This window comes from Sphingomonas crusticola (assembly GCF_003391115.1).
Lineage (GTDB): Bacteria > Pseudomonadota > Alphaproteobacteria > Sphingomonadales > Sphingomonadaceae > Sphingomonas_I > Sphingomonas_I crusticola.
On sequence record NZ_QTJP01000001.1, the window covers coordinates 2,123,174 to 2,148,584 of the forward strand.

Here is a 25,411-nt window from a genome sequence, read left to right on the forward strand (position 1 = left end):
TCCGCCTGAGATGCCAGCCTGCGCCGGCATGGCGATGGGCTTATTGCGCTTGCGGTGTCGCGCTGGCGCCCGCGGCATTCCGTGCCGCCTGGCGCTCTTCCGGCGTGAGGACGCCATCATGGTTGGTGTCGACCAGATCGAACGCCGCGTCGGCCTGCGCCTTGGCCTCGTCGGCCGAGACCTTGCCATCGTGATTGGTGTCGGCGCTGCTGAACATCTTGGTCACGCGGCCGACGACGCGCGGATTGTCGCCCATCGCTTTGGTGAAAGTGTCGATCTCGTCCTGCGTGATCGCCCCGTCCTGATTGCGATCGAGCTGGCCGAAGATCATGCTGGCGCGCTGCTCGGCTTCGGCCTTGGTCTGCGACGCATTCCAGCTGGGACGTGGATTGCCCCCGCTTTCCTGGGCAAGGACGGGGGTAACGATCAGCATCGGCAAAGCGGCGACGAGCAAGCGGTTCATGGGCTGCATCCTCTTGAGAGCGTGGCGCCCATAGAGGGAGGAGGCGAAACCGGCGATGAACGGCTTTCGCCGCCTCGGCGATTGGGGCAGGGCAATGCCATGACCGGACCGACCGATATCGTTCCCGACAGCGAGCATCGCGGATTGCTCGGGGCGCTGCCGCAGCGTGGCCGCGACCTCGTCCAGCTTGCGCGCTTCGATCGCCCGATCGGCGCGTGGCTGCTCTTCTGGCCGGGCGCATGGGCGATCGCGCTGTCCGGCCGGGCCTTTGCCCGTTGGGAGCTGATCTTGTGGTTCTTCCTCGGCGCGGTGGCGATGCGCGGCGCCGGCTGCGTCTATAACGATATCGTCGATCGCGATCTCGACGCGCGCGTCGCGCGGACGCGCGAGCGCCCGCTCGCCAGTGGACGCGTTTCGTTGCGGCTGGCCTGGGGTTGGCTGATCGGCTTGTGCCTGATCGGCCTGGTCGTGCTGTTCCAGCTGGACCGCCTCGCGCAGATCGTCGCGCTGGCGAGCCTCGCGCCGGTCGCCGCCTATCCCTTCATGAAGCGTATCACCTGGTGGCCGCAGGCGTGGCTCGGCATCGTCTTTTCCTGGGCGGCTCTGGTCGGGTGGCCGGCGGCGGCGGGGCGGATCGAGGCGCCGATGCTGTGGCTCTATGCGGGATCGATCGCCTGGGTCATCGGCTACGACACGATCTACGCGCTGCAGGATGTCGAGGATGACATGCTCGTCGGCGTCAAATCCTCCGCGCGCGCGCTCGGTACGCACGCACGAGCAGGCGTGGCGGGCTTCTATCTGGTGGCGGTGCTGCTGTGGGCGGCAGCGATCTGGAGCGTGCGTCCCGAGCCGCTGGCGCTGGTCGCCCTGCTGCCCGCCGCGGGCCATCTGCTGTGGCAGGTGGCAGGTCTGCAACGCGGGAACGGAGCGGACGCGCTGATGCGCTTCCGCTCCAACCGCTTCGCCGGCCTGCTCATCTTCCTCGCCTGCCTGGTGGTCGGCACCGCGTCCTAGACGGTGCCGTCATTACGAGGCGCGGGACGCGCCGCGGCAATCCATCATGGCGACCTTACCTAAGCCGCCAGCCGATCGATCGTGGCATTGGCGCTGTCCACCGCTTCGGCGCGCTGTTCGGGGCCGACCGCGAGCCCCTCGGCGACGACGATTTCGGGCGTGATGCCGATGAAGCCGAACACCGCCTTCAAATAGGTTTCGGCATGCTCATACTGCGCATAGGGCGCGCCCCCGCTATACACACCGCCGCGCGACAGCGCGATGATGGCGCGCTTGCCCGCCGCCAGGCCAACCGGGCCTTCGGGCCCGTAGGCGAAGGTCTCGCCCCGGATCAGGATACGGTCGAGCCAGGCCTTGAGCTGGCTCGGCAGCGTGAAATTATACATGGGCGCGCCGATCACGACCACGTCGCTGGCGAGGAACTGGTCGAGCACGGCGCGGCTATCGGGCGAAGCCGCCGGCAGCAGCCCCATCGTCAGGTGCGCGATCGGATCCGCCACCAGATCGCGGTAGCTCACCTCAAGCGAGGGGTCGGCGGCGCGCAGGTGATCGACGATGCCCGCCGTAAGCTGGCGGCTGACCGAATCCTCGCCCGTGATGCTTGAATCGAGATGGAGCAGTTTCATATAGGAAGCCTTTCCGGTATCACTTTGTAACCGGGGCACGATATGTAACCACTGAATCGGGCTCGCAAGGAGGCACTATTTTGTCACCCGCGCACACGGATGTAACCTTCGCCAATGCTCCGCTGGAGGCGATGGCACCGCACAATGTGCGCTGCCGCAGCATCACCCCGATCCTGCAGCGGATCGGCGATAAATGGAGCATCCTGATCGTGATGATGCTGGCGCGCGGGCCGCAGCGGTTCAACGAGCTGAAGCGGCTGGTCGAAGGCATCTCGCAGCGCATGCTCACGCTCAACCTGCGCGGGCTCGAACGCGAGGGTCTGATCAGCCGCACGATCTACCCGACCATCCCGCCCAAGGTCGAATATGCGCTGACCGATCTCGGCGAGTCGCTGCGTGCGCACGTCATCGCGCTCGGCCAATGGGCGGAGCAGAATTTCGATGCGATCGAGGCGGCACGGCACGAATTCGATGCACGCGATGGCGCGGATGATGCGCTTCCGTTTACCTCGCTTCGTGCCTAAGTGCGGACGATGTTCTCTATCCCTGATGCCGAAACTCGCGTCGCCGATCTCGTCGCCGCCGCCAGGCGCGCCGGCGCCGATGCCGCCGATGCCGTCTATTTCCGTAATGCCTCGACCGAGGTGCAAGTGCGCCTGGGCGCGCTCGAGGATGTCGGTCGTTCCGATGGCGAAGAAATTGGTCTGCGCCTGTTCGTCGGCAAAAGATCGGCGAGCGTCTCCGCGTCCGATCTCTCCCACGAAGGGCTGGGGGCGCTGATCGAGCGCGCCGTGGCGATGGCGCGCGAGGCACCCGAAGACGAATATGCCGGGCTGGCGCCTGAAGACCGCCTGCTGACGGGCGAGGCGGTGCCGATCGACGGCGACGATGGCGCCGATCCCGCGCCGGCCGCGCTCAAGGAGCGCGCACTTGCCGCCGAAGACGCCGCGCGCGCGGTCGCAGGCGTCACCAACAGCGAAGGCGCGGGGGCGAGCGCGGGCCGTACGCTGATGGCGCTCGCGACCTCGACCGGCTTCGCGCGAGGCTTCGTGACGTCCGGCTATGGCTGTTCGGCCAGCGTGATCGCGGGCGAGGGCGCCGGCATGCAGCGCGACTATGCCTATCATTCCACCCGCCATGTCAGCGACCTGGAGGATGCGGGCGCCATCGGCCGCCGCGCGGGCGAACGTGCGGTCAAGCGGCTGAACCCGGGCAAGCTCGCGTCCGGCCCCATGCCGGTCGTGTTCGATCCGCGTGTCGGCGCCAGCCTGATCGGCCATCTCGCCGGCGCGATCACCGGCGCCGCCATCGCGCGCAAGACCAGCTTCCTGCTCGACAAGCGGGGCGAGCGCGTGTTCGCGCCCGGCATCACCATCCGCGACGATCCGCACCGCCTGCGGGGGCTGCGCAGCCGCGCCTTCGATGGCGAAGGCTTGCCGACCCTGCCGATCGACGTCGTCGCCGACGGCGTGCTCCAGACCTGGCTGCTCGACAGTGCATCGGCGCGTCAGCTGGGCGAGCAACCGACCGGGCACGCCACGCGCGGCGGCAGCGGCGCGCCCGGCGCCGGTACCAGCAACATGTTCCTCGAGGCGGGCACCGTCACGCCGTCGGACCTCATCGCCGACATCAAGCTCGGCGTGTTCGTGACCGAGCTGATCGGCCAGGGCGTCAATGGCATCACCGGCGATTACAGCCGCGGCGCCTCCGGCTTTGCGATCCGCGACGGTCAATTGGCCGAGCCGGTCGCGGAGATCACCATCGCCGGCAATCTTGCCAACATGTTCCTCGCGCTGACGCCGGCCGACGATCTGGTCTTCCGCCGTGCGATCGACGTACCGACCTTGCGGATCGACGGGATGACGATCGCCGGTGCCTGACGGGCTGATCGATGCGGTCGCCGCCGCCGCCGCCGAAGCTGGCAGGCTCGCCTTCGATCGCTGGGAGACAGACTTCCGTCGCTGGGAAAAGGCCGCCGGCAGCCCCGTCTGCGAGATCGATCTGGCCGTCGACGAATTGCTCAAGCTGCGACTGAACGCGATCGACCCCACCGCCGGCTGGCTGTCGGAAGAAACCGCCGACACCGATGCGCGCCTCGGTAACAGGCGCCTGTGGGTGGTCGATCCGATCGACGGCACGCGCGATTATCTGCGCGGACGCCCGGGGTGGTGCGTCTCGGTCGCGTTGGTCGAGGATGGCGTGCCGGTGATCGGCGTGCTCGATGCGCCGGCGCGGGGCGAACATTGGCTTGCCTCGGCCGGGGCGGGGGCGACCCGCAATGGGGTGGCATTGCGCACCTCGATGCGGCTTGAACTGCCCGGCTCGCGCGTGCCGGCCGATACCTTGCCGCGCATCGACGAGGATCTGATCGCGGTGCCCCGTGCCAATTCGATTGCACTGCGCATCGCCATGGTCGCCGCCGACGAGGCCGATCTGTGCGCGAGCCTGCGCTGGGGCAATGAATGGGACATCGCCGCCGCCGCGCTGATCGCGCAGGAAGCGGGGGCGGTCGTCACCAACGCGCTCGGCATGCCGATCCAATATAATAGCGAACATGCCGAGGCGTTCGGCGTACTGGCGAGCGCGCCCGCCATCCACACCGCCGCGGTGGCGCGGCTTGCCGAACGCGCGAGCGCCGCGAGCACCAAGCCCCGTTAATTGGTGAGATGTCATTGCGAGCGAAGCCGAGCAATCCCGTCCGGGCCTGGATTGCCGCGGCACGTTTCGTCCCTCGCAATGACGGTGGGAAGGGCGCTGCGGCAAATAGCGGCCCAACCTTCCCCTGTTCCCACCCGTTTGGGCAATAACAGGGAATATCGCATTCCCTGTTAACCAGGAGCGCGTCTCAGGCGCGCGCGATCTTCGGCACGCCTAGACGCGGCAGATCGATCGCCGGGCAGCGGTTCATCACCACCTTCAACCCGGCGGCTTCGGCGCGGGCGGCGGCTTCCTCGTTGATCACCCCGATCTGCAGCCATACCGATTTGGCGCCGGCCGCGATCGCTTCGTCCACGGCCTCACCCGCGGCCAGCGGCCGGCGGAAGATATCGACCATGTCGATCGGCTCCCCGATCTGGCTCAACTCGCGCCAGACATATTCGCCATGGACATGCTCGCCGGTGATCTGCGGGTTCACGGGCAGCACGCGATAGCCCCAATCCTGCAACACGCGCATCACGCGATAGCTTGGACGGTCGGGCCGGTCGGATGCGCCGACCAGTGCGATCGTGCGGGTCTCCGTCAGGAGCTGGGCGATGTCGGCGTCGACGGTCAGCGGCATGACGCTAGAACGATGCAGCGGAGGAAGGGTTCAGCCAGCGCACAACGGCATCGGCAATGGCTTCGAACGGCGTTGCATCGGGCAGCCCCGCGTCGGACGCCTTGCGGATCGCGATCGACAGGGGGATTCGGCCGATGAAGGGGAGCCCCAGCCGCGCCGCCTCCGCCTCCGCGCCGCCCTGCCCGAACGGATCGGAAATCTCGCCGCACTTGGGGCAGGCATAGCCCGCCATATTCTCGACCAGCCCGATGATCGGGACATTGGCCTTGGTGAACAGATCGATCGCGCGCTCGGCATCGATCAGCGCGAGATCCTGCGGCGTCGAGACGATCACCGCGGCGGCCGGCTTATGCTTCTGGATCATCGACAATTGCACGTCGCCGGTGCCGGGCGGCATGTCGACGATCAGCACTTCGGCCGCGCCCCAATGCGCGTCGACCAGTTGATCGAGTGCCTTGCCCGCCATCGGCCCGCGCCACGCCACCGCCTGGCCGGGCGCAACCAATTGCCCGAGCGAGAGCATCGGGACGCCGGAGCGGGTCTGCACCGGCACGAGCTTGCCGTCATAGGCTTCGGGCTTGACGTCCGCGTCGAGCAGGCGCGGTTGCGACGGCCCGTAAATATCGGCGTCGACCAGCCCGACCTTCACGCCACGCGCGAGCAAGGCGATCGCCAGGTTGGCGGCAACAGTCGATTTACCGACCCCGCCCTTGCCGCTCGCCACCGCGATCAGGCGCGCCCGGACCGAGCGTTCGGCGGTAAGCAGGACGCGCACCGCCTCGACGCCAGCCAAGGCGAGCAGCTCGGCGCGGGCATGCTGCTCGATCGCGTCGCGTGCCGCCGCATCCAGCCCGCTCACGTCGATCACCGCATCGATCGTCCCGCCGGCCTGGCGCGGCGCCGACGCGCGGCCTGCGGCGATCAGGCCTTTGCCGGAAATGGGATCGATCACGCGGTCGAGCGCGGCGGCGAGAGGATTGAGTGCGGCCATAGACTGGCCCTAGAGCGTGATCGTCGGCGGCGAAAGCCGCCGCGCGGCGCGGCTCAGCGCCTGCGCGGCAGCAGCCAGCCTTCGTCGCTCAGCCAATCGAACAGCCGATCGGGCCAATGCTGGATCGATATCCGCTCATTATGCATCGCGACGTTGAAGCCATGATCGGTGCTCGCGAACAGGTGCAGCTCGGCCGACACCTTGGCCTCACGCAACTGGCTGTACAGCGACAGCGCCGGCGGCGCGCAGCATTGGTCGAGCGTGCCGGCAGCGATGAAGGCGGGCGGCGCTCCTGCCACCGCCTTGCCGGGGATTGCTAACGGCCCGGGATAGATGAGGATCTGGAAATCGGGCCGCGCGCTTTGCCGGTCGATCGCGTCGGGCGTCCAGCCGCGGGGCGGCTCAGGATTGTCCGCGACCAGCGACACCAACTCTCCGCCGGCCGAAAAGCCCATGAGCCCGATACGCTGCGGGTCCACGCCATAATCCGCCGCATGGGCCCTGACCCAGCGGACCGCGCGGCGAGCGTCGGCGGCGGCATCGCCTTCGATCGAGTAGGTCGAGCCGGCCTCGCGCGCGAGGCGATATTTGAGGACGAACACCGTCACACCGAAGCGGTTCAGCGTGCGTGCGGGCATGATGCCCTCGTTGACGAACACCAGCATGCGATGCCCGCCGCCGGGTATCACGATTATTGCGGCGCCGTTGGCGTGGGCCGGGTCGGCGGGGAAGACGGTCAGGTTCGGGTTATGGACGCTCCTGACATAGCTATTCTCGACGACTTCCGGTTCATGAACCCGCGCCTCGGCACCGGGAGCACCATGGCTCCAGATCGGCATGACTGCCGGATCCGCTGCGGCGGCCGGCTGCGCACACAGCAGCAACAGCAGGCCGATCGCCAAAGGCATGCGCATGGACGGACTCCCTCATCGCCTCCCTATTGCGGCATTGCCGCACTCCGCCATACGACCTTGGTCGCGGGTTTCGGTCGCCGCGCGGCGGGGTAGGATTTGGAATGCGCATTGGATCCTGGTTGATGGCAACGGCTGCTCTGCCCTGCCTGTCGGTTGCCGCCTCGGCGGCGTCCCCTTCCGCTTTCGTGACCGCCCCGGCCGAGCCGAGCGCGATCATGGTACGGGCCGCGAGCGACGGCCGCAGCGATGCGAGCGCCGCCATCCAGGCCGCGATCGACGCCGCCGCCTCCAGTAAAAGCGGGGAGGGCATCGTCTTCCTCCCCTCCGGCCGCTACCGCGTCAGCCGAACGCTCTACATGTGGCCCGGCGTGCGGCTGTTCGGCGTCGGCAAGACCCGGCCGGTATTCGTGCTGGCCGACGACACGCCCGGCTTCGACAAGGGGATCGCCACGATGGTGATCTTCACCGGCTTTCGGCCCGGCCAGACCTTGCCCGGCGGGCGGCCGTTCCGCGTGCCCGTGCCGCCGCTGGGAAGCGTGCCGTTCAACGACAAGATCGCCGATGCCAATTCGGGCACCTTCTACTCGGCGATGAGCAATGTCGATTTCGAGATCGGCAGCGGCAATGCCGGCGCGACCGCGGTCCGCTTCCATACCGCGCAGCATGCCTATCTCAGCCACATCGATTTCCACATCGGCTCCGGCCTGGCGGGCATCTATCAAGTCGGCAACGAGGCGGAGGATCTGCGTTTCTTCGGCGGCCGCTACGGCATCCTCGCCGAGAAGACCTCGCCCGCCTGGCAATTCACCCTCATCGATTCGACGTTCGACGGCCAGCGCGATGCGGCGATCCGCGAACATGAAGCGGGACTGACGCTGGTCAATGTCGCCATCCGCAACAGCCCAGTCGGGATCGACATCGACAAGGGCTATGGTGACTGGCTGTGGGGCAAGGACGTACGGTTCGAGAATATCGCCAACGCCGCCGTCATCATCAGCAACGAAGACAATATCTATACCCAGATCGGCTTCGACAATGCGCTGGCCAGGAACGTCCCGACCTTCGCCCGCTACCGCGATAGCGGCAAGACGGCGACCGCCCCCGGCGCGATCTACCGGGTCAAGGCATTCACCTACGGCCTGACCCTGCCCGGGCTCGGTCAGCAGGGGACGTACGTCACCGATATGCAGGCGGCCAAGCTCACGACAATGCCGCAGGCGGGCAAGCGCGCAATACGTCTGCTGCCGCCGGTCAACGGCTGGTTCAACGTGCGCGACGCCGGCGCCAAGGGGGACAATGCCAGCGACGACACGGTCGCCATCCAGCGCGCGATCGACACGCACCGCATCGTCTATTTCCCGGTCGGCCGGTACGTCGCCACCGATTCCCTCAAGCTCAAGCCCGACACCGTCCTGATCGGGCTTCACCCCAGCCTCACCCAGATCGTGCTGCCCGATGGCAGTCCGAATTATGCCGGCATCGGCGGCCCCAAGGCGCTGGTGGAAAGCGCGCGCGGCGGCGACGCGATCGTGTCCGGCCTCGGGCTCAACACCGGCGGCATCAATCCGCGCGCGACCGCCTTGCTGTGGCGTGCGGGCGAGGATTCGCTGGTGCAGGATGTGAAGGCGCAGGGCGGGCACGGCACCAATCTCGCCGACGGTACACGCTTCGATCCCTACAACGCCAATCACTCGGCCGATGCCGATCCGGCCAAGCGCTGGGACGCGCAATATCCCAGCTTCTGGGTCACCGATGGCGGCGGCGGCACCTTCACCGATGTGTGGAGCCCGAGCACCTACGCGCAATCCGGTTTCGCGGTCACCAACACCAAGACGCCCGGCCGCGTCTACGAATTGTCGGCGGAGCATCATCTCCGCTCGGAGATCGTGCTCGACAATGTCGAGAATTGGGAATTCCTGGCGCCGCAGACCGAGGAAGAGGCCGGCGAAAGCCAGGACACGGTCTCGCTCGACGTGCGCAATTCGCGCAACATCCTGTTCGCCAATTATCACGGCTATCGCGTCACCCGCTCGCTCAAGCCTGCGGCGAATGCGGTGCGACTGATCAATTCGGGCGAGATCCGCTTCCGCAACGTGCATATCAACGCCGAGAGCGGCTTCTCTTTCTGCGACACGCTGGGCTGCGGCACCTATCTGCGCGCAAGCAAATATCCCTACGAGAATGCGATCCGCGACGTGACGCGCAAGATCGACGTGCGCGACCGCGAATTCGCCCGGCTCGACATTCCCGCCGGGCCGGCGGCGCCTCCGGCTTATGCGGGGCCCGCAGTCGCACAGCTGGAGAGCGGCTTCTATTCGATCGCGGGTGCGGCGGTCGATGCGGCCGGCAAGCTCTATTTCGTCGATCGCCGCTTCCAGACCATTTACGGCTGGGAAGAGGGCAAGGGCCTGTCGATCGAACGCGACAATGCGCTCGACCCGGTCAACCTGGCGATCGACAAATCGGGCAACGTCGTCGTGCTGTCATCGGAAGGCGCGGCGGCGACCGTCTACACCTTCAGGCCCGGTTCGCCCGGCGCCGCGATCACGCGCATCGAGCCGACGCCAGTCGCGCAGCATGCCGACGCGCGCATCGCGCTGCCCGGCAACATCTGGAACAATGGCGAGTTCAGGGATCAGATCGATCCCGCCAGCTATCGCTTCACCACGCTGGCCGAAATGTTCGCGCGCGACATGGGCGTCGCCAAAAGCCACGAATATGTCACGCCCGATGGCAGCCTCGTCCTGCCCGCCTTCCGCGTCTACCAGCAGGGGCCGGCCAATTTCATCGGATGGCGCTTTTCCGATACGCTCGACACTTACGGGTTCGTCACTGCCGGGCCCGGCGAGCGCGTGTTCCTGAGCAACGGCTCCGAGGGCAAGACCTATAGCGGCGTGGTTGGCCTCGGCGGTGCCGTCACCGATCTCAAGCCCTTCGCCAATCGCGGCGGCGAGAGCGTCGCGGTTGGGCCAGACGGACGCGTCTATGTCGCGAACGGACAGATTTTCGTCTATGCGCCTGACGGTAAGGAGGTCGGCCGCATCGACGTTCCGGAACGTCCGCTCCAGCTGCTGTTCGGCGGCACGGACAAGCGCACGCTCTTCATCCTCGCGCACCATGCGCTTTATTCCGTGAAGATCTGACCGATCGCCTGGCGTTCGTCGCCAGGGCCGCTTTTCGTGGGATTAAGCGGCGGCCTCGTGCGCCTGTTGCGACCAGAAGGCGGCCTGCGCCGCGATCGCCACCTGCGTCCGGTTACGCACGTTCAGCTTGCGCATCAACGCAGTCATGTGCGCCTTCACGGTCGCCTCCGCGATGCCGAGATCGAAGGCGATCTGCTTGTTGAGCAACCCCGAGTGAACGCCGTGCAGAACCTTCATCTGCGTCGGTGTGAGGTCGGCAAGCGCGGCCGGCGCCTGCCCGATCGTCGAATGGAGTGGCGATGCCTCGATTCGCGAAATGATACCCATGAACACCCCCTCGTCGGTTCAGAACGCATGCGCTCCGCGACCGATCGAGATGATGCCAACGGCGTCTCGCGCGGCCAAACCCTGGCGACTGTTCCAGCTATTCTCCGCAAGGAGCCGCTAAAATCAGTTGGACAGGTTTTTACGCTAATTGCAGGAAAAACGTTCGTCAATGGTCGTTTCTGCCTATTTTAACCGATATGGCCGTAGAACCTGTTGGACAGCCTCGGGTCGCGGACGATCCGGTCAGTGGGGCAGATCAGGCGCAGATTGCGCCGTCGGACTGGCGATTAGACCTGCTTTGGGCTAGTCGTTGCTGGCGAGGGGGCGCCAATCTTTGGCCATGAGAATAGCGGCGAATGAAGGAACGCTGGCGGATCGCGCCTATGCCGGCATCGTCGAAATCATAAATCGCGACCAACTTCAGGTCGCCGATCGCCTACCCTCGGAATCGCGGCTGGCGGATTTGTTCGGTATCTCCCGCTCGATCGTGCGTGAGGCGCTGGTCCGCCTGGCCGCCGACGGTATCACCGAGGCTCGTCGTGGCGCCGGTTCTTACGTCAAGAGCCGGCCGTCCGAACGCTGGGGCGCGCATATGAGCATGGCGGAATTGTCCGCCACGCTCGGCACCTATGAAGTCCGCTTCGTGCTGGAGGCAGAGACTGCCCGCCTGGCGGCGTTGCGCCGGTCACCCGATCAGATGGCGGAAATCAGTCACGCACTGGCGGACCTGCGCAGAAACCTGCTCTCCTCCGAACCGGCCCATGTCGAGGATTGGGCACTGCATCGCGCGATCGTGAAGGCGACGGCCAATCCCGCTTTCCTGGCAACGTTCGACCATCTGCACGACGAGGTGGAGAAGATCCTCCGCGCCGGCGTGGATATCTCACGCTCGCGCCCGCCCGAGGCCATTCAGGAAATGATGCGCGAGCACGAAATGATCGTGGAGGCGATCCGCGCCGGCGATGGCGACGGGGCGGCGCTCGCGATGCGCTGGCATCTTAGTCAGGGCCGCAAGCGGCTGATGCCGTAGCAGTTTTTTCACGCCGTCAGGCGGATTTGCGCTCCGCAGTCGTCCGGCCGATCGCGAGCCATTCCAACGTTCGCCGCGCCAGTTCGGAAGGCGGCAGCATGCTGTCGAGCGTGAGCGACTGCTCGCTGCTGTCCGGCCTTTCGAGAATGGCGAGCTGACTGTCGAGCAGGCTGCCCGGCATGTAATGGGCAGGGCGGCTGTTCAGCCGCCGGAGCAATTCCTCCCGCTCCGTCTCCAGAAGGACGAAGGCTGTCGGCCGGCCAATCGCCGCACGCAGCCGATCGCGATAGACGTGCTTCAGCGCCGAACAGGCGGCAATGGCCACGCCTTCGGCCTGCACGGCGGCGGCGATCGCTCCGCCCAGCATGTCCAGCCACGGCCAGCGATCAGCATCGGTGAGCGGCTCCCCACCGCGCATCTTCGCCACGTTCGCGTCCGAATGAAACGCATCCCCCTCTAGGAAGGGACAGGCGAGTTGCTGCGCGAGCAGGGACGCAAGGGTCGATTTCCCGCAGCCGCTCACGCCCATGATGACGATCGCTTGTGCGGACAATTGCTCTCCTCGCTGCCGCATCAGCTTCCTCTCTCCAGCCTGCACTTGCCGGAGGGCCGGACGGCTCCGCGGGTGCCTCGCCATATCCGGCACCCGGGCGGCGCTGCCTATTACGACCATGGTCGCGGTCGTTCTGCGCGCCGTGCCGCCGTAAGCAAGAGTCAGAGAAAACGGTTCCAGCGTCCGGCGGGCGGATGGGCCAAATGGGAGGTTGTGATGGGGTTTCGGAACACAGGACTGGCATCGTCTGTCGGAATGCGGGCGATGCTTTCGGCCAGCGCGGCGGCGATCGTCGCGCTGACGCTGGCGGCACCGGCCGTCGCGCAACAGGCTGATGCGGCAGCCGGCATCCAGGCCGCACCCGACGCAGCGGCGGTCGGCGAAGTCATCGTCACGGGATCGCGCATCCGCTCGAGCGGCTTCAGCGCACCGACCCCGACCCAGGTTCTGGGCGCAGCCGATATTGCGCGCAACGCCGAGCCGAACATCTTCACCACCATCACGCAACTGCCGTCGCTGCAAGGCTCGACCGGCGCCAGCGTCAACACCTTCAGCACGTCGAGCGGGCAGCAGGGCCTGAGCTCATTCTCGCTGCGTGGCCTCGGTACGATTCGCACCCTGACCCTGATCGACGGCCAGCGTATCGTGCCCGCCAACGTGACCGGCGTTCCGGACATCAGCCTGTTGCCGCAATTGCTGATCGAGCGCGTCGACGTGGTGACCGGGGGCGCCTCCGCCTCCTATGGGTCCGATGCGGTCGGCGGCGTCGTCAACTTCATCACCAACAAGAAATTCGAAGGCTTCAAGGCCAATGCCTCGGGCGGCGTCACCACTTATGGCGACGACAAGCAATATCTGCTGCAGGCGGCCGCGGGTGTGTCCCTCCTGGACGATCGCCTGCACATCCAGGTCAGCGGCGAATATGATCATGAGCAGGGCGTCGGCCCCGGCGGCTTCGGCGAAGACGCGCCGGACAGCCGCAACTGGTACAAGACCGCGACCTTGGTCAACCGCGGCATCACCAATGACGGCTCGCCGCAATATCGGCGGGTCGATCACGCCCAAGCCTATCAATATACCAAATACGGCCTGATCAATAATGGCCCGCTGCAAGGCACCGCCTTCGACCAGAATGGCAATCCATTCCAGTTTCAATATGGCGGCAACGGCTATGGCGTGCAGGGTGTCCCGGCGAAGAACGCAGCCGGCGCGGTAACCGGCTGTTATTCCAGTGGCGGCTTCTGCGTCGGTGGCGACGTTTCGGGTAACGTCGGTATCGGCACGTCGCTCCAGTCGCGGCTGCAACGCATGGACGGCTATACGCGCGTCGGTTTCGACCTCACTCCCAACAATGAGATCTATGCGACCTTCAACGTCGCGCGGGTCAAGACCAGCAATCAGCCAAACCCCGGCGCTCAGATTCCCAATCTCACGATCGCGTGCAGCAATCCCTATCTGCCCGCGTCCATCACGGCGGCGTGCGCCGCGAACGGCATCACGTCCTTTGGCTACGGCCTCAGCAACGCCATCCTGCCGAACATTTCGGTCCATCCGACGCGCACGCAATATCGTGGCGTGATCGGCGCGGACGGCAAGTTCAACGTTGGCGGCACGAGCTGGACTTACGATGCTTATTACGAGCATGGTGAGAACGTCACGAACCTGCATGTTCGCGACATCATCCTGAACCAGCGCTATCGCGAAGCGGTCAACGCCGTATCGCTCAACGGCAAGATCGTTTGCGGCAATGCGGTCGCTCGCGCCGCCGGTTGCGCACCGCTCAACCCCTTCGGCGGGCAGACGCCGAGCGCTGCCGCGCTGGCCTATGTCGCGCCCGAGAACGGTCCCTTCCAGCATTCGCGCCAGAAGCAGGACGTGGCCAGCCTGAGCTTCAGCGGCGAGCCTTTCTCGCTTTGGGCCGGCCCGGTTTCGGTCGCCTTCGGCGGTGAATATCGCCGCGAATGGTATCATGTGACGGCCGACCCTTACGGCAATGGCGCCACCACCGAGACCCCCTATGACGCCGACTATCCGGCCGATCCGGTCCTCAACGCGCCGCTCGGGAACAATTGGTATGCCGGCAATTACCATGCGGGCCGCGGCCAATATCATGTGACCGAGGCGTTCCTCGAAGTGAACCTGCCGCTCCTGAACTCCGACACGCTGGGCAAGGCCAACCTCAACGCGGCCGGCCGCTGGACGAAGTACAGCACCTCCGGCACGGTCTATACGTGGAAGGTGGGCGGCACCTGGGACACGCCGATCGACGGTATCCGTCTTCGTGCGGTGACGTCGCGCGACGTCCGCGCTCCCAATCTTTCGGAGCTGTTCGCCGCGCCGACGACGACGACGCAGCCGAACTTCACCAATCCGTTCGCGACCCCGCAAAACGGGCAGCCGTCCAGCGGGACCGTCAACCAGATCACGCTCGGCAATCCGAACCTCAAGCCTGAAATCGCGCGTAATACCGAACTCGGCATCGTATATTCGCGGCCGCAATGGGCTCCCGGCCTGAGCCTGTCCTTCGATTATTACCATATCAAGGTGAAGGGGGTGATCTCCTCGCTCTCGGCGCAACAGCAGGTCCAGTTCTGTAAGGATATCAACCAGTTCTGCGACACGTTCGTGCTGTTCCCGACCGACGGCAGCCGTGGCTTCGTCAACGTCCAGTCGTTCAATCTCGCCTCGATCAAGACCAGCGGCTTCGACATCGAGGGCAGCTATCGCATGTCCCTCGACACGATGGGCCTGCCGGGCAATTTCACGCTGCGCGCCCTGGCGACCAATGTCCGCCACTTCATCACGGATCCGGGCCTGCCGAACACCATCCCGATCGATAGTGCGGGTCAGAATAGCGGCGCGACGCCGAAGTGGAAAATACTCGCCATCCAGGCGTGGGATAACGACAAGTTCAGTCTCAGCCTGCAGGAGCGCTGGTTCAGCAACGGACGTTATGGCGGGACCACGACCGATTATGTCGAATGCAGCCCCGGCACTTGCCCGATCTCGACGTCGCAGCATCCGACGATCGACTATAATCACATGCAGGGCGCGCTCTATTTCGACGTCGGCGGGTCGTACAAGCTGACGCCGAAGCTCGAAGCCTATTTCAAGATCGACAACCTGCTGAACCGCGATCCGACACCGTCTCCGGCGACCAACACCGGTCTCGACGTGAACCCGGCCCTCTATGACCTTCTGGGCCGCTTCTACCGCGTAGGGTTGCGCTTCAACTTCTGACGTTCACCCTCCCCGCTCTTTTTGGGGAGTCCCACCTGCGCCTCCCGGCTTCTGCCGGGGGGCGTTTTCTTACCCTGCGAGCTGCGCCAGATGGCGGATCGCCAGCGCATAGCCATGGACGCCGAGGCCGGTAATCATTCCGGTCGCCGCCGCCGTCATCAGCGAATGCGCCCGCCACGCTTCGTCGCGGCGGTGGATGTTGGAAATGTGCACCTCGACAATCGGGCAGGCGCACATCTTGAGCGCGTCGAATATCGGATAGCCGGCATAGCTGAACGCGGCCGGATTTATGACGATCCCGGCGGCTCCCTTGCGCGCCTCATGCAGCCAGCCGATCATCTCATGCTCGGCGTTGGTCTGATGGAAGCGCAATTCGAAGCCGGCACTATCGGCCTCGGCACGGCACATCGCCTCGACATCGGCAAGCGTGGTGCTGCCGTAAATCTCCGGCTCGCGTTCGCCCAGCAATTCCAGATTGGGCCCGTTCAGCACGAACAGCACAGGCTTGGCCATAGCGTCTCCCCTCGGGACATTTCCTTGCTGCGTTTGCTGCTTTCGCGCAAGGTGCATGCCCGATGAGAGAGGTTGACGCTCTGCACGTTGCGGTGCAGCAAGGCGCGCGATGAACGCCGTTCCGCCCGTCGCCCAGGATCCCGATATCCGCTTCCTCGGCCGCCTGCTGGGCGACGTGATCCGCGCCTATGGCGGCGAGGCGCTGTATCGGCGGATTGAATATATCCGCTCGACCTCGGTCGATCGCGCCCGCGGCGTCGGCGGCGACGTCGATCCGGGGCTGGACGCGCTCAGTCTGGAGGAGATGCTCGCCTTCACCCGCGGCTTCATGCTGTTCTCGATGCTCGCCAATCTCGCCGAGGATCGCCAGGGCGTGACGGCCGAACCGGGTGCGGACCTTGCCGCCGCGGTCGAGAAATTGCGCGGGCAGGGCGCGGACGACGCCGGGATCGCGGCCGTTCTGGACAATGGGCTGATCGTGCCGGTGCTGACCGCCCACCCGACCGAGGTCCGGCGCAAGAGCATGATCGATCATCGCAACCGCATCGCCGAGCTGATGCAGTTGCGCGACCAGGGTGCTGAGGAGACGCCCGAAGGCGATCTGGTGGAACAGGCCATCTACCGTCAGATTGCCCTTTTATGGCAGACGCGCCCGCTCCGGCGCGAGCGGCTCTACGTCGCCGACGAGGTCGAGACGGCGCTCTCCTATCTGCGCGATATCTTCCTGCCGGTGATGCCCGCGCTTTATGCGCGTTGGGAGCGCGTGCTCGGCAAGCGGCCCAAAAGCTTCCTGCGCGCGGGGTCATGGATCGGCGGCGATCGCGACGGCAATCCCAACGTCACCGCCGAATCGCTCGAATTGGCGACGCGCCGCAATGCGGAAACCGTGCTCGGCCATTATCTCTCGCTGCTGCATGCGATCGGTGGGGAATTGTCGATCTCCACCGAATTGATGGCGACGACGCCGGAAGTCGAAGCGCTCGCTGCCGCTGGCCATGACGAAAGCCCGGCCCGATCCGACGAGCCGTATCGCCGCGCTATGACGGGCATCTATGCCCGGGTCGCGGCGACCTATGAGTGGGTTGCCGGCCACGCGCCGCCGCGACCGGCACGCGTTGCCGCCGAGCCTTATGCCGATGCATCCGCGCTCCGTGCCGACCTGCGCGTGTTGGCGCGCGCGCTGGCCCAAGGCGGGGGCGGGGCCTTGTCGTCAGGCGGGGCGCTGGGTCGCCTGATCCGTGCGGTCGAGACGTTCGGCTTCCATCTCGCCACGCTCGATCTGCGCCAGAATGCCGATGTGCACGAACGCGTCGTCGCCGAACTGCTCAAGGTCGCCGATGTCGAGGCCGACTATCTCGCGCTCGACGAGCCTGCCCGTGTCGCGGTCCTGCGCGCCGAATTGGCGACGATGCGGCCGCTCGCCAGCGCCTATGCCGATTATGGCGACGAGACTCGCTCCGAGCTCGCCATCGTGCATGCGGCGGCCAAAGCGCACCGGCAATATGGCTGCCAGGCCATCACCGCCTACATCATCTCCAAGGCCGCGACCGTCTCCGACCTGTTGGAGGTCATGATCCTGCTCAAGGAAGCGGGCCTCTACCGCCCCGGTGGCGAGCCGAGCTGCGACGTGATGGTCGTGCCGTTGTTCGAGACCATCGAGGATCTCGAGCGCGGGCCGGGTGTGATGCGCGATTATTTCGCGCTGCCGGAAATCGCCGCGCTGACCACGACGCGCGGCTATCAGGAGGTGATGGTCGGCTATTCGGACTCCAACAAGGATGGCGGCTACCTGACCTCGGTCTGGTCGCTGCATCAGGCGAGCCGCGCACTCAAGCCGGTGTTCGATCAGGCTGGCGCGGCGATGCAATTGTTCCACGGGCGCGGCGGCGCGGTCGGGCGCGGCGGCGGCTCCGCCTTTGCCGCGATCCGCGCGCAGCCTGCGGGCACGGTGCACGGCCGCATCCGCATCACCGAGCAGGGCGAAGTGATCGCGGCCAAATATGGCACTCGCGATGCCGCGCTCATCAACCTCGAAGCGATGACCGCCGCGACGTTGCTGGCGAGCCTCGAACAGAGCGAGATCGCCGAGGCGGACCGCGCCCGATTTGCTGACGCCATGTCGCAATTGTCGGCGGCGGCCTTCAAGAATTACCGCGCGCTGGTTTACGAGACGGAGGGCTTCCGTACTTTCTTCCGCCAGTTCACCCCGATTGCCGAGATTGCGACGCTGAAGATCGGTTCGCGGCCGGCGAGCCGCACCAAATCCGATCGGATCGAGGATTTGCGCGCTATCCCCTGGGTATTCAGCTGGGCGCAGTCGCGGGTGATGCTGCCAGGCTGGTACGGGGTAGGTGCGGCGCTCGACAGCTTCGCCGACAAGGGCCTGCTTCGGGACATGGCGCAGGGCTGGCCGTTCTTCCAGGCAACGCTCGCCAACCTCGAAATGGTATTGGCCAAGTCGGACATGGGGCTGGCGAGCCGTTATCTCGTCCTGGTTGAGGACCGCGCGGCAGGCGACGCCATCTTCGAACGCATTCGCCACGGTTGGACGCAGACCTGCGAGGGGCTGCTCGGCGTGACCGGTCAATCGCGCTTGCTCGAACGGACGCCGCAGCTCGATGCCTCGGTGCGATTGCGGCTGCCTTATATCGAACCGCTCAACCTGTTGCAGATCGAATTGATCCGCCGTTGGCGCGGCGGCGAGCAGGACGATCGCGTACGCGAAGGCATCCAGCTTTCGATCAACGCCATTGCTACCGGCCTGCGCAACAGCGGTTGAAGATTGGGACCTAATCGGTTCTAACACGCGTTAAATTGTCGGCCATCAACGAGGGGCTGAACTAGGCGTGGATAAACCGAAGGTGCTGCACGGTGTCCTGCTGGGTGCAGGAACGGCGGCGCTCTTTCTGATCGGCGCCTATGGTAGCCATCTGGTTGCGTTGCAGAGCAGCGGGCTGGAGGCGTTGTGGCCCAGCAACGCGATCGTGCTCGCCCTGCTGATCCTCGCCGGCCGCGATCGTCCGGCGGTGCTCGCCATCGCCGTGGGCCAGCTGGCAGGGGGCATCCTGCTTCACCTGTTCCGCGATGATCCGGCATTGATCACGCTCACGCTGAGCGTTGCCAATGTCGTCGAGAGCCTGCTGGTCTTCGCTCTGCTTCAGCGTATCCGCCTCGGCCCGGGGCTGGTCGACCGCGTCGGCGATTTCTTCTCGTTCGTGATGGCCTGCGCGACTGCCGCGATGGTTTCTTCGACCCTCGGTGCGCTCGGCTTGTGGCTGGGACATCGGGTGCCTTTCTGGGACGCCTGGCAAAGCTGGTATGTCTCGGGCGTGTTGAGTCAGCTCGTCGTCACGCCGGCGATTGTGGTGATCGCGGACATCGTACGTGGGCGCCGCATGCGTGACATCTCGATCGCGGCCGGCGCCGAGCTGGTGGCACTATTGGGATTGATTGCGGCGGCGACAATCTACGTTTTCTTTCAAAGGGGGGTGCCCTCCACCTTCATCGTTGCTCCCTGCGTGCTGCTCGCGACCTTCCGCCTGCGCGCCCTCGGGGCGGTGGCCGGCGTCGCCATTGTCGCGATCATTGCGGCATGCGCGACGGCAGCGGGCCATGGTTCGATTGCCCATCTGCTGCAGCGGCCCGGCGACCAGGTATTGCTGTTGCAGACCTTCATCGCGACCCAGCTGCTGACGGCATTGCCGGTCGCGGCGATCCTGGCCGAACGCGATCTGCGGGCGGAAGAGACGCGCGCTTTCGCCGAGCATTTCCGCTCGGTGGTGGAGAATATCGGCGAAGTCATCTTCCGCATCGATAGCCACGCGCGCTGGACCTATCTCAATCCGGCGTGGGAAGCGCTGACCGGGCGACCGATCGCGACAAGCCTGGGCCGCTCGTGGCTGGAGCTGGTCGAGCCGAACGCACGCGCCGGCCTGGCCGAACGTACCGCTGCGGTCTTGCGCGGCGAGGATCAGTCCACGCGCCGGATCGTGCGCATGGAGATGCGGGAGGGGCTCCGCTGGGTCGAATTGTTCATCCAGGGCTTGCATGACCAGGACGGCCGTATCGCCGGCGCGACCGGCACGCTGCGCGACATCGACGATCGCAAGCGAATCGAGGAGCATGTCATCACCGCCAAGCGCCGTGCCGAGCAGCGCGCCCGCGAGGCCACCCTCCTGGCCTCGACCGACGAACTGACCGGAATCGCCAATCGTCGCGCCTTCATGAGCCAGCTGGAACGCGAAATTGCAGGCGCGATGGAATTTGGGTGGCCGCTCGCCGTCGCCATTTTCGACGTCGACCATTTCAAGCTGGTCAACGATTGTTATGGCCATGCCGTCGGAGATCGCGTGCTGCAGCTGATCGCCGCACGAGCAGCAGCGGTAGTGCGTGGCGGCGACATGGTCGGCAGGCTTGGCGGCGAGGAATTTGGTATTCTCATGCCTGGCGCTGCGCGCGAAGAAGCGACCTTGGTTGCCGAACGGCTGCGGGAGGCGATGGAGGCGGCCGCCGATGGGGACGATTCGTTACCGAAGGTAACCGTGAGCGTCGGGATTTCGATGCGGGAATCCCATAGCGATGCCGCGAGTCTGCTCATGGACGCCGACATGGCGCTCTATGCAGCCAAAGGTGAGGGCCGTAACCGGGTGCGCGTGGCCGCCTGACCGTTAAGGCCGCGACGGGGTGCTTTTCGGCGGCAGCGCCTCGACCAACTGATCTCCGCCCAATGTCCGATAGAGATCGACCAAATTCTGTGCCTTGGTCAGCCGCACGTTCACGACCGTCTGGCGCGCGGCATAGAAGGTGCGCTGCGCGTCGAGCGTGTTCAGGTAAGGGTCGACGCCCTCGCGGTAGCGCGCGCTTTCCAGGTTGAGCGTATCCTGCGCGGCCGTGACGTTAAGCTGGTCGGCCTGCATCTCAGCCTGGATCGTGCCACGCCGGGCGAGGGCGTCGGAGGCTTCGCGGAAGGCCGTCTGGATCGCCCGTTGATAGGTCGCGACGTAAACGTCGCGTTGCGCCCGTGCGTAAGCCAAATTGCCGGCATTGGCGCCGCCATCAAAAATCGGCAGGCTCGCCGATGGCGCCACTGTCCAGCTGAACGCCCCGCCCGTGAACAGGCCTGACAAAGCCGTGCTGGCGAGGCCGGCGATGGCAGTGAGCGAGATGCGCGGGAAGAATGCCGCACGCGCGGCACCGATGCGGGCGTTGGCTGCGCGCAGCTGATATTCGGCCTCGACCACGTCGGGACGGCGCAGCAGGATCGTGGAATCCAGCCCCGCCGGCAGCTCCGCCAAATTGCCGTCGGCATCCTCGATCGCGGCGGGCAGCAGCGTTTCCGCCACCGGCGCGCCGACCAGCAATTGCAGCGCATTCATGTCCTGCGCCACCAAAGTCATCTGGCGGGCGCGATCCGCTTGGGCGGTGGCAAGCACGGTTTGCGCCTGGCGTAAGTCGGTGCGCGGCGCGACCCCGCCATCGAGCCGCAATTGCGTAAGGCGGACGGTCGTCTGCGCACTGTTCGCAGTGTCTTCGGCGATCAGCAGCAGGCTGCGATCGGCCGCAAGGGTCAGCCAGGCGTCGGCGACATCGGCGACCAGCGTCAGCCGGGTCGCGCGAGCGGCCGCGTCCGTCGCCAGATATTGGTTGAAGGCCGAGCGGGAGAGGCTGCGCAGCCGGCCGAACAGGTCGATCTCCCACGCGGTGGTGCCGGCCTGGAGTTCATAGCTGGTGGTGCGGCGGGCATTGCCGCTGCCCGTTTCGCCGCTGCCCGTGCCGCCTGTCGCACCATTGCCCTGGCTCGTCCCACGGCGGGTGGTGACGCCGGCGCTGGCGTCGACCTCGGGCAGGATCGTCGCGCGCTGGACGCGGTACAGCGCACGCGCCGATTCGATATTGGCCAGCGCCACCCGCAAGTCCTGGTTGTTGACCAATGCTTGCTCGATGATCGCTTGCAGCCGCGGATCGCGGAATATGTCGCGATAGCTCACGCTCGGCAGCGCCGCCTCCGTCTGGCGCAGATAGGCGTGGCCGGCCGGCCAGCTTTGCGGCACGGCCGGCGTCGGCCGCACATAATGCGGATCCATGCTGCAGGCCGTGAGCGCGCTCAGCGCAAGGAGAGCGGCAGCGCGCTTCATGCCGGCTTCCGCTGCGGGGCACCGTCGCCGTCGGTGCCATCCGCTGCTTCCTTGTGGCGGCCGCGAAACAGTTTGCGGACGAGGACGAAGAATAACGGGATGTAGAAGATCGCCAGCATTGTCGCCGTGAGCATGCCGCCGATCACCGCCGTGCCGATTTCGACGCGGCTGCGTGCGCCTGCCCCGGTCGAGATGGCGAGCGGGAGCACGCCGAAGATGAACGCCAGACTGGTCATCAGGATCGGCCGCAAACGAACCCGGGCCGCTTCGAGCGCGGCGTCCAGCGGCTTCTTTCCCTGTTTCTCGGCCTGCTCTGCGAATTCGACGATCAGGATCGCATTCTTGGCCGAGAGGCCCATCGTCGTCAGCAGGCCGACCTGGAAATAGATATCGTTCTCCAGGCCGCGGATGGTCACTGCCAGCACGGCTCCGATCAGACCCAGCGGCATGACCAGCATCACCGCCAGTGGGATCGACCAGCTTTCGTAAAGGGCGGCGAGGCATAGGAATACAACCAGCAGCGACAGACCGTAGAGGATCGGCGCCTGTCCGCCGGAAAGCCGCTCCTGATAGGAAATCCCCGCCCACGCGACCGATACTCCGGGCAATTTACCGGCAAGCTCGGCAATACGGTCCATCGCGTCTCCAGAGCTTTTGCCCGGCGCCGCCTGGCCCTGAATTTCGAACGACGGCGATCCGTTGAAGCGCGTCAAAACATTGGGTGTGGTGCCCCATGCTTCATGCGCGAAGGACGAGAAAGGGGACATGGTGCCGGCCGCATTGCGCACATACCATTGGCCGATATCCTCGGGCCGTGCGCGGAAGGGCGCGTCGCCCTGGACATAGACCCGCTTCACGCGGCCACGGTCGACGAAGTCGTTGACGTAATTGCCACCCCAAGCGGTCGACAGCGTCGCATCGACATCGCTCTGGCTGATGCCGAGCGCGCCGACCTTTTCGGAATCGATGTCGATCGACAGCGAAGGCTGATCCGGCAGGCTGTTCATGCGCACCGACGCGAGGCCGGGATCGGAGCGCGCGTCGGCCATCAACCGGTTCAGGCGATCCTGGAATTCAAGGCGGCTGATCCCACCGGTATTGAGAAGCTCCATGGTGAAGCCGGTGGACTGGCCCAGTCCGCGCACCGGCGGGGGATTGAGCGCGAAGAATTCGGCATCGCGCAATTGCGCGCCGAGTTTCTGGGTCGCGCGCCGCGTGATCGCCTGCGCGCTATGCTCCGCGCCCTTGCGGTCGTCCCACGGCTTCAGCGCGAGGAAGCCGCGGCCGACATTCTGGCCGTTGCCCGACTGATTGGAGCCGATCACGGTGAAGATCGCCGCAGTCTCCGCCTTCTCCGGGCCGGTGAAATAAGCCTCGATCGCCTTGGCGACTTGCAGGGTCCTGTCCTGGGTCGCGCCCGGCGGCAGCGTATATTGCAGCTGCGCGAAACCCTGGTCCTCGGTCGGCAGGAAACTGGTCGGCAGCCTGATGAACAGCACGACCAGCAAGGCCAGGATCGCGCCGAACACGAGCATCGCAGCGAGCATGCGGTCCACCAGCCACGCCACCGCGGCCCGATAGCGTTCCGACGTGCGCGCAAACCAGGCGTTGAACCGGTCGCCATAATCATGCGCCTTGCGCACTATGACATTGCCGTTGGCGCGGCCTTCCTTGTCCGGCCGCTTGAGCAGGGTTGCGGCCAGTGCCGGCGACAGGATCAGCGCGACCAGCACCGACAACACCATCGACGACACGATCGTGATCGAGAATTGGCGATAGATGACGCCGGTCGATCCGCCGAAGAAAGCCATCGGCAGGAACACCGCCGAGAGGACGAGCGCGATCGCGATCAGCGCGACGTTGATCTCGCTCATCGATTTCACCGTCGCATCGCGCGGCGAGATGTCGGGTTCCTCTTCCATCACGCGCTCGACATTCTCGACCACGACGATCGCGTCGTCGACCAGCAGGCCGATCGCGAGCACCATGCCGAACAAAGTGAGCGTGTTGATCGAAAAACCGAACGCCGCCAGCACGCCGAACGTGCCGAGCAGCACGACCGGCACCGCGATCGCCGGGATAAGGGTCGCGCGCCAGCTCTGCAGGAACAGGAACATCACGATCACGACCAGGATGATCGCCTCGATCAGCGTCATCACCACGTCGTGCACCGACAATTTGATGAAGGCCGTGCTGTCGAGCGGGAAGGCGTAGGTGTAGCCCTCCGGGAAAGCCTTGGCGCTTTGCGTGATCAGGTTGCGCACCAGTTCGGATGTCTTCAGCGCATCCGCCCCCGGCCCGAGCGAGACCGCGATGCCCGCGCCTGGATGGCCGTTCAGCCGGCTGAGGCTGTTGTAATTCTCAGCGCCGAGCTCGACCCGGGCGACGTCTTCCAGCAGAACGTTGGAGCCGTTCGGCTGCGCCTTGACCACGATCTTGCGGAATTCGTCGACCGACGTCAGCCGCGACCGCGAGGTGACGATCGCGTTGAGCATCTGGCTCGACGGCATGGGCTGCTGGCCGACCTGACCCGCGGAGATTTGCGTATTTTGCGCCTGCAATGCCGCCGTGACATCGCTTGGCATCAGCTGGAAGCTGGAAAGCTTGTAGGGATCGAGCCAGATCCGCATCGCATATTGCGTGCCGAAGACGTTGACGTCGCCCACCCCGGGGACGCGGCCGATCGCATCCTGCAGGTTGGAGACGAGATAGTCGCTGACGTCGATATTGGTCGATTTGTCGGTCTGATCGTAAACCGAAATCACCATCAGGAAGTCGGCGTTGGATTTGGTGACGACCAGGCCCTGCTGCTGCACCTGCTGCGGCAGCCGCGGCAGCGCCTGCTGCACCTTGTTCTGGACCTGAACCTGCGCGATGTCGGGATCGACGCCTTTGTCGAACGTGACGTTGACCGTCACCTGGCCGGCGGCATTCGACGTCGACTGGAAATACAGCATGCCGTCGATGCCCGTGAGCTGCTGCTCGATCACCTGCGTGACGGACGATTCCAGCGTCGATGCGGACGCGCCCGGATAGTTGGCGCGGATATTGACCTGCGGCGGCGCGATGTCGGGATATTGCTCGACCGGCAGCGTCAGAATGCCGCCGATCCCGAGCAGCATGATGATGATCGCGACCACCCAGGCGAAGATCGGGCGATCGATGAAGATTCTGCTCAGCATC

At 65.6% G+C, this 25,411-nt stretch carries 19 protein-coding genes; 9 read left to right on the forward strand and 10 right to left on the reverse strand.

Annotation, left to right across the window (positions count from 1 at the left end):
- Positions 1 to 40 precede the first annotated feature (40 nt).
- On the reverse strand, positions 41 to 463 hold the full coding sequence (locus DX905_RS10075) for an EF-hand domain-containing protein (protein WP_162875552.1): 423 nt from the start codon (positions 461 to 463) through the stop codon (positions 41 to 43).
- Between the two features lie 99 nt (positions 464 to 562).
- Between DX905_RS10075 and ubiA the strand changes: the two genes are divergently transcribed.
- Positions 563 to 1,477 (forward strand): 4-hydroxybenzoate octaprenyltransferase, encoded by a 915-nt coding sequence (ubiA, locus tag DX905_RS10080; protein WP_116091233.1) that lies wholly within the window; start codon positions 563 to 565, stop codon positions 1,475 to 1,477.
- Positions 1,478 to 1,536: 59 nt separating this feature from the next.
- Here the strand turns inward: ubiA and DX905_RS10085 are convergent, their stop codons facing one another.
- Positions 1,537 to 2,103 (reverse strand): FMN-dependent NADH-azoreductase, encoded by a 567-nt coding sequence (locus tag DX905_RS10085; protein WP_116091234.1) that lies wholly within the window; start codon positions 2,101 to 2,103, stop codon positions 1,537 to 1,539.
- Between the two features lie 80 nt (positions 2,104 to 2,183).
- Between DX905_RS10085 and DX905_RS10090 the strand changes: the two genes are divergently transcribed.
- Genes DX905_RS10090 through DX905_RS10100 form a run of 3 tightly spaced genes read left to right on the forward strand, consistent with a single transcriptional unit; the run spans position 2,184 to position 4,761 of the window.
- Entirely contained in the window at positions 2,184 to 2,627 is a 444-nt protein-coding gene (locus DX905_RS10090; protein WP_240320809.1) for a winged helix-turn-helix transcriptional regulator, read from the forward strand.
- Between the two features lie 9 nt (positions 2,628 to 2,636).
- On the forward strand, positions 2,637 to 3,983 hold the full coding sequence (locus DX905_RS10095) for a TldD/PmbA family protein (RefSeq protein ID WP_116091236.1): 1,347 nt from the start codon (positions 2,637 to 2,639) through the stop codon (positions 3,981 to 3,983).
- Positions 3,976 to 4,761, forward strand: a complete 786-nt coding sequence (locus tag DX905_RS10100) for a 3'(2'),5'-bisphosphate nucleotidase CysQ (RefSeq protein WP_116091237.1) — start codon at positions 3,976 to 3,978, stop codon at positions 4,759 to 4,761. Before DX905_RS10095 ends, DX905_RS10100 begins: the two co-directional genes overlap by 8 nt.
- A 187-nt stretch (positions 4,762 to 4,948) precedes the next feature.
- Here the strand turns inward: DX905_RS10100 and DX905_RS10105 are convergent, their stop codons facing one another.
- From DX905_RS10105 to DX905_RS10115, 3 genes are read right to left on the reverse strand one after another with little or no spacing between them, the layout of a single operon-like run.
- Complete coding sequence (locus DX905_RS10105; RefSeq protein ID WP_116091238.1) at positions 4,949 to 5,383, reverse strand: CoA-binding protein; 435 nt, start codon at positions 5,381 to 5,383, stop codon at positions 4,949 to 4,951.
- 4 nt (positions 5,384 to 5,387) lie between these two features.
- Positions 5,388 to 6,374, reverse strand: coding sequence for an Mrp/NBP35 family ATP-binding protein (locus DX905_RS10110; RefSeq protein ID WP_116091239.1), 987 nt, complete (start codon positions 6,372 to 6,374; stop codon positions 5,388 to 5,390).
- A gap of 53 nt (positions 6,375 to 6,427) precedes the next feature.
- Positions 6,428 to 7,288 (reverse strand): alpha/beta hydrolase, encoded by an 861-nt coding sequence (locus tag DX905_RS10115; RefSeq protein WP_162875553.1) that lies wholly within the window; start codon positions 7,286 to 7,288, stop codon positions 6,428 to 6,430.
- Between the two features lie 122 nt (positions 7,289 to 7,410).
- Between DX905_RS10115 and DX905_RS10120 the strand changes: the two genes are divergently transcribed.
- Complete coding sequence (locus tag DX905_RS10120; protein ID WP_240320810.1) at positions 7,411 to 10,431, forward strand: glycosyl hydrolase family 28-related protein; 3,021 nt, start codon at positions 7,411 to 7,413, stop codon at positions 10,429 to 10,431.
- Between the two features lie 42 nt (positions 10,432 to 10,473).
- Here DX905_RS10120 and DX905_RS10125 read toward each other — a convergent pair whose 3' ends face one another.
- A complete protein-coding gene (locus DX905_RS10125) occupies positions 10,474 to 10,758 on the reverse strand; it encodes a helix-turn-helix domain-containing protein (protein WP_275896067.1) in 285 nt (94 codons plus the stop codon).
- A 340-nt stretch (positions 10,759 to 11,098) separates the two neighbouring features.
- On the opposite strand from DX905_RS10125, the gene DX905_RS10130 reads away from it, so the two are divergent.
- The gene (locus DX905_RS10130; RefSeq protein ID WP_116091241.1) at positions 11,099 to 11,788 is read left to right on the forward strand and encodes a FadR/GntR family transcriptional regulator; all 690 of its coding nucleotides are present in this window, start codon (positions 11,099 to 11,101) and stop codon (positions 11,786 to 11,788) included.
- A 16-nt stretch (positions 11,789 to 11,804) separates the two neighbouring features.
- On the opposite strand, the gene DX905_RS10135 is transcribed toward DX905_RS10130, so the two are convergent.
- Complete coding sequence (locus DX905_RS10135) at positions 11,805 to 12,362, reverse strand: gluconokinase (RefSeq protein WP_240320811.1); 558 nt, start codon at positions 12,360 to 12,362, stop codon at positions 11,805 to 11,807.
- A gap of 234 nt (positions 12,363 to 12,596) precedes the next feature.
- On the opposite strand from DX905_RS10135, the gene DX905_RS10140 reads away from it, so the two are divergent.
- Positions 12,597 to 15,581, forward strand: coding sequence for a TonB-dependent receptor plug domain-containing protein (locus tag DX905_RS10140; RefSeq protein WP_116091243.1), 2,985 nt, complete (start codon positions 12,597 to 12,599; stop codon positions 15,579 to 15,581).
- A 69-nt stretch (positions 15,582 to 15,650) separates the two neighbouring features.
- Here DX905_RS10140 and DX905_RS10145 read toward each other — a convergent pair whose 3' ends face one another.
- Positions 15,651 to 16,094, reverse strand: a complete 444-nt coding sequence (locus tag DX905_RS10145; protein ID WP_116091244.1) for a type II 3-dehydroquinate dehydratase — start codon at positions 16,092 to 16,094, stop codon at positions 15,651 to 15,653.
- A gap of 109 nt (positions 16,095 to 16,203) precedes the next feature.
- On the opposite strand from DX905_RS10145, the gene ppc reads away from it, so the two are divergent.
- Together ppc and DX905_RS10155 are read left to right on the forward strand one after the other, a co-directional pair.
- Positions 16,204 to 18,873, forward strand: a complete 2,670-nt coding sequence (gene ppc, locus DX905_RS10150) for a phosphoenolpyruvate carboxylase (protein ID WP_116091245.1) — start codon at positions 16,204 to 16,206, stop codon at positions 18,871 to 18,873.
- A gap of 67 nt (positions 18,874 to 18,940) precedes the next feature.
- Positions 18,941 to 20,758 carry a sensor domain-containing diguanylate cyclase gene (locus tag DX905_RS10155; RefSeq protein ID WP_116091246.1) on the forward strand — a complete coding sequence of 606 codons (1,818 nt, stop codon included), beginning with the start codon at positions 18,941 to 18,943 and terminating at the stop codon, positions 20,756 to 20,758.
- Between the two features lie 3 nt (positions 20,759 to 20,761).
- On the opposite strand, the gene DX905_RS10160 is transcribed toward DX905_RS10155, so the two are convergent.
- Positions 20,762 to 22,228, reverse strand: coding sequence for an efflux transporter outer membrane subunit (locus DX905_RS10160; RefSeq protein WP_116091247.1), 1,467 nt, complete (start codon positions 22,226 to 22,228; stop codon positions 20,762 to 20,764).
- Positions 22,225 to 25,410, reverse strand: a complete 3,186-nt coding sequence (locus tag DX905_RS10165) for an efflux RND transporter permease subunit (RefSeq protein ID WP_116091248.1) — start codon at positions 25,408 to 25,410, stop codon at positions 22,225 to 22,227. Before DX905_RS10165 ends, DX905_RS10160 begins: the two co-directional genes overlap by 4 nt.
- Between the last annotated feature and the right edge of the window lies 1 nt (position 25,411).